This is a genomic window from Roseinatronobacter alkalisoli, assembly GCF_028745735.1.
Classification (GTDB): domain Bacteria; phylum Pseudomonadota; class Alphaproteobacteria; order Rhodobacterales; family Rhodobacteraceae; genus Roseinatronobacter; species Roseinatronobacter alkalisoli.
In genome coordinates, this window is sequence record NZ_JAQZSM010000079.1 from 1 (window position 1) to 4,512 (window position 4,512).

Genomic DNA, 4,512 nt, shown 5'->3' on the forward strand with positions numbered 1-4,512 from the left:
CCCCTTATTTAGCGCGCAAGACTTTGAGTCCGCAGTGTTGGAATTGGGTGAGGTGTTGTTGTGTGATATCGTTGTCTGTGATGAGGAGATTGACGCGGTCTAGTCCGCCGAGAGAGGAGAAGGAGACACGTCCTATTTTGCTGGAATCGGCGAGCAGGACGACTTCGCTTGCGGCCTTGATCATGGCGTTTTTGACATAGATATCGCCCAGGGCCGGGTATGTCAGGCCGCTGTCGAATGACAGGCCTGCGGTTGCCAGAAACAGGCGCTGCGCGAACAGGCCTTCGAAATATTCTCCGGACCGCTCTCCGCTGAGCGACAGGGTGGGGGCTTTGAACTGTCCGCCGGGCATATGGATGGTGTTGGACGGGTTGGCGCCCAGCAACAGGGCGATATTCAAGGCATTGGTGATGACGTTCAGCTGGTTGCGTCCGGTGATGCAGCGGGCGAATTCGGTTGTGGTGGTTCCGGAATCGATGATGATTGAATCGCCATCGGCGACCATGGTGGCTGCAAGCTGTCCGATCTTGCGTTTGGCCTGCATGTTATGGCTGTTCTGCAGGGTCATGGACTGCACCTGCTGGGGCATGGATTTCAGGAATGCGCCGCCGTGTTCGCGTTCGATGAAGCCGTTTTTTTCCAGCCGTTCCAGATCCTGGCGGATTGTGGCTTCCGAAACCCTGAAGGCCTGCGCCAGATCGCGGACCCGGGCGCTGCCCTCTTCCTGGACCCATTCCAGGATCATCATCCGCCGTGGTTCGGCCAGAAGCGACGGCGATTGTTCCCTGGTCGCGGCATTGCCCCCGCGGATTTCGGATTTTGGCGGTTTCATAGGGTCCCTGCTTTCGACTTTGTTCTGCATCTGTATTTTATCTGCACTTGATGGCGAATAACAACCATTGTCACGCATTTTCTGGCATGCCCCCTTTGACAGAGCCGCGCGCCTGCGGGGCGCTGTCTGCGGGAAGCGCGGCCCCGTGGGGCGGGTTTACCAAGGGGATCCGGCGGGATGTGTGGAGTCGCGGTCATTCCCGGAATTTCGCACTTCTTCGCTGCGCGCGTTTGTAGAAATACATTTGGAAACAAGCGCATTCCATGTAATCCGGCGCACGCGCCCTTGCCGTGCCACGGAAAAGGATTGCCATATCTTCAGGCTTGCGATAGAAAACACATAAATCGCAAGCAAACGAAGATATTCGTATAAGCTCGCTGAACATCGGGGGAAGTCATGTCACTGCGCATTCGTCGGAAAGTGAAGCTTGGGGTCGTGATCGGCAGCCGGGCATTTTTCAGCCCCGCCCCCTGCCGTGCCGCGCGCGATGACGTTCTGGCGCAGCTTGACAGGTTGGGAATCGCGGCGGTCACATTGCCGTTTGAGGCAACAGCCAATGGCGCGGTGCAATCGGTGGCCGATGCCGATCTCTATGCCCGTCATTTCCGCGACCATGCCGGTGACATTGACGGGCTGGTGATCTGTCTGCCCAATTTCGGCGATGAGATTGCCGTGGCCGAACTGGTCAGCCGCGCGAAGCTGAATGTGCCGGTCCTGTTGCAGGCGTCAAATGACGAACTGGACAAGGTGGATGTGCACAGCCGCCGTGACGCGTTTTGCGGCAAGATCAGTGTGACCAATAATTTCTGGCAATATGGCGTGCCCTTTACTGACACGACGATGCATACCTGCGACACATGGGGCGCGGAATTCGGTGCCGATCTGGAACGCTTTGCCCGGGTCTGCCGCACAGTGCGCGGGTTGCGTGGTGCGCGGCTGGGCGCGATTGGCGCGCGCACCGGCGCGTTCCAGACCATGCGCTATTCCGAAAAGCTGCTGCAGGCATCGGGTATTTCAGTGGTGACTGTCGATCTGTCGGAAATGATGGCGGCCGCCACGGCGATTTCTGATACGGACACGGATCTGCAGGCCGCGCTGGCGCGGATCAGGGCTTATGGCACTATTCCGGCGCATATCTCATCAGACCAGATCCTGAAACAGGCCAGATGGACGCTTGCTGTCAACCGCTGGATTGCGGAAAACGACTGCGATGCTTCTGCCATCCAGTGCTGGCGCGCGCTGCAGGACAATTACGGCTGCGCCACCTGCCTGACCATGAGCATGATGGGCGAGGATCTGATGCCCTCTGCCTGCGAAGTGGACATCATGGGGGCGCTGTCCATGTATGCGCTGGCGCTTGCCTCGGGTGCGCCGCCTGCGATCCTGGACTGGAACAATAACTACGCTGATGAAACGGATATGTGCGTCTGCACCCATTGCGGCAACTTCCCGAAAAGCTTCATCGGGGATACGCCCGAAATTTCGGAACTGGATGTTCTGGGCGAAAGCATTGGCCGGTCGAAATGCTTTGGCGCGGTCAAGGGCAAGGTAAAGCCCGGGCCGATGAGCTATTTCCGGCTGTCCAGTGATGACCGGGCCGGAACACTCAGGTGCTATCTGGGCGAGGGCGAATTCACCGATGACCCTTTCGGCATGGATGGCGGGATTGCCGTGACGCGCGTGGCCGGGCTGCGCCAGCTGCTGCGCTTTATCACCCGGAACGGGTTCGAGCATCATGTCGCCATGGTGCGCGGCCATCACGCGGATGTCGTGCATGAAGCGGTCTCGCGCTATCTGGGCTGGCCGGTCTATCACCATGGCGCGGCGCCGCAGCCACACTTCTCCCTTTCAAGCGGGGTCTGAGATGAGCATGTCTGACACAGCAACCGCAGCAGCGCTCACGCGCATCCGTGACAACGCGCTCTGGATGCGCAGAACAGCATTTGCCATGGTGCATCGCGCGCAGCTTGGCCATCCGGGCGGGGATTTTTCTGCCATGGATGTGCTGGCGACATTGTATTTCGGGGTGCTGAATTACGACCCCGCATGCCCTGACAGGCCCGACCGCGACAGGTTCATCATGTCAAAGGGCCATGCCACCGGCGCATTCTATGCCGCCCTGGCGCTTGCGGGCTATTTCCCGCAGGACTGGCTTGCAACCTATATGCAGCCGGAATCGCGCCTGAACGGCCATCCCAACCGCAACTACCTGCCCGGTGTCGAAACCAATACCGGCCCGCTGGGGCATGGGTTTCCGGTGGCGGTCGGGGTTGCGATTGCCGCGCAGATCGCGGGCGCGGCGCACCGGACTTTCGTGCTGACCGGCGATGGCGAGCAGCAGGAAGGGTCAAACTGGGAAGCAGCGATGGTGGCAGGTCACCGCAAGCTGCGCAATCTGACGTTGATCATCGACCGCAACCGGCTTCAGCAAGGGGCCGCGACCGAAGACACCTCCGGGCTGGACCCGCTGGATGAAAAATATGCCGCCTTCGGATGGGATGTCCATGTGGTGGACGGCCATGATCCCGCCGCCCTGCTGGCCCTGCTGGGGGCCGCACCGCAGGACAGGCCGCGCTGCGTGATTGCGAACACGATAAAGGGCAAGGGCGTGTCCTTCATGGAAGGGCAGGTCAGCTGGCATCATGGCGTGCCTGATGATGCGCAATTCGCCCGGGCAATGAAGGAGTTGGTATGATGGCCGACACTACGATACAGACCCCGCTGCAGGATTGCCGCAATGCCTGGGCCGCAACGATCGAGGCGCTGGCCGCAGACAACCCCCGGATTGTGACCGTGGTCAATGATTCCGTCGGGTCGTCAAAACTGAACGGTTTCCAGAAGAAATACCCCGACAGGCTGATCAATGTCGGCATTGCCGAACAGGTGATGGTCGGGGTCAGCGCCGGGCTGGCCAATGGCGGGCTGATCCCTTTCGTCTCGGCGGCGTCCTGCTTCCTGACCGGCCGCGCGCTGGAACAGATCAAGGCGGATATTGCTTATGCCGGGTTCAATGTGAAGCTGGTCGGGCAGTCCTCGGGGGTGGCCTATGGTGAACTGGGCGCAACGCATCATTCCATCGAGGATCTCACCTGGCTGCGCGCCCTTGGCGCCATCACCCTGATTGCGCCCGCGGATGCATGGGAAACCGCACAGGCCGTGACATGGGCCGCCGCCCATGACGGGCCGGTCTATCTGCGGCTGAGCCGCATGCCGGTGCCCGATCTGCAGATCACGGACCGGGTGTTCCGCCCGGGAACAGCGGAAATGCTGCGGGACGGCGATGACCTGACGATCATCGCCTGCGGCACGACCGTGCATCTGGCCGTGACAGCCGCCGATGCGCTGCGCCGCGAAGGCATCAGCGCGCGGGTGCTGAATATGGCAACCCTCAACCCGATCGACCAGATGGCACTGCGCGACGCCTGCGCCACCGGCGCGATCGTGACCGTCGAAGAAGCCCTGATCACCGGCGGCCTTGGCGGCGCCGTCGCAGAATACGCCGCAGCCCATCACCCGGTCCCCGTCGAACGCGTCGGCTTCCCTGCCTTCCTCCCAACAGGCTCCGTCCAATGGCTCTTCACCAGATACGGCCTCTCAACAAAAGGCATCATCGCTGCAGCCCAAAAAACGCTGCAGCGCAAAGGATAAGCAATGCGCGTACTCGCAATCGATCAGGGGAC

Annotated in this window: 4 protein-coding genes; 3 read left to right on the forward strand and 1 reads right to left on the reverse strand. The window is 60.8% G+C overall.

Features of this window, described 5'->3' with window-relative positions:
• Positions 1-4: 4 nt before the first annotated feature.
• Entirely contained in the window at positions 5-832 is an 828-nt protein-coding gene (locus PUT78_RS23055) for a DeoR/GlpR family DNA-binding transcription regulator (RefSeq protein ID WP_274354566.1), read from the reverse strand.
• Positions 833-1,228: 396 nt separating this feature from the next.
• Between PUT78_RS23055 and PUT78_RS23060 the strand changes: the two genes are divergently transcribed.
• The 3 genes from PUT78_RS23060 to PUT78_RS23070 are packed head-to-tail and all read left to right on the forward strand — an operon-like array spanning position 1,229 to position 4,480.
• Positions 1,229-2,695 carry an L-fucose/L-arabinose isomerase family protein gene (locus PUT78_RS23060; RefSeq protein ID WP_274354567.1) on the forward strand — a complete coding sequence of 489 codons (1,467 nt, stop codon included), beginning with the start codon at positions 1,229-1,231 and terminating at the stop codon, positions 2,693-2,695.
• A 7-nt stretch (positions 2,696-2,702) separates the two neighbouring features.
• Positions 2,703-3,527: a transketolase gene (locus PUT78_RS23065; protein WP_274354568.1), complete on the forward strand. Its 825-nt coding sequence runs from the start codon at positions 2,703-2,705 to the stop codon at positions 3,525-3,527.
• On the forward strand, positions 3,524-4,480 hold the full coding sequence (locus tag PUT78_RS23070; RefSeq protein ID WP_274354569.1) for a transketolase family protein: 957 nt from the start codon (positions 3,524-3,526) through the stop codon (positions 4,478-4,480). The genes PUT78_RS23065 and PUT78_RS23070 overlap by 4 nt, the downstream gene beginning before the upstream one ends.
• The last annotated feature ends 32 nt before the right edge of the window (positions 4,481-4,512 follow it).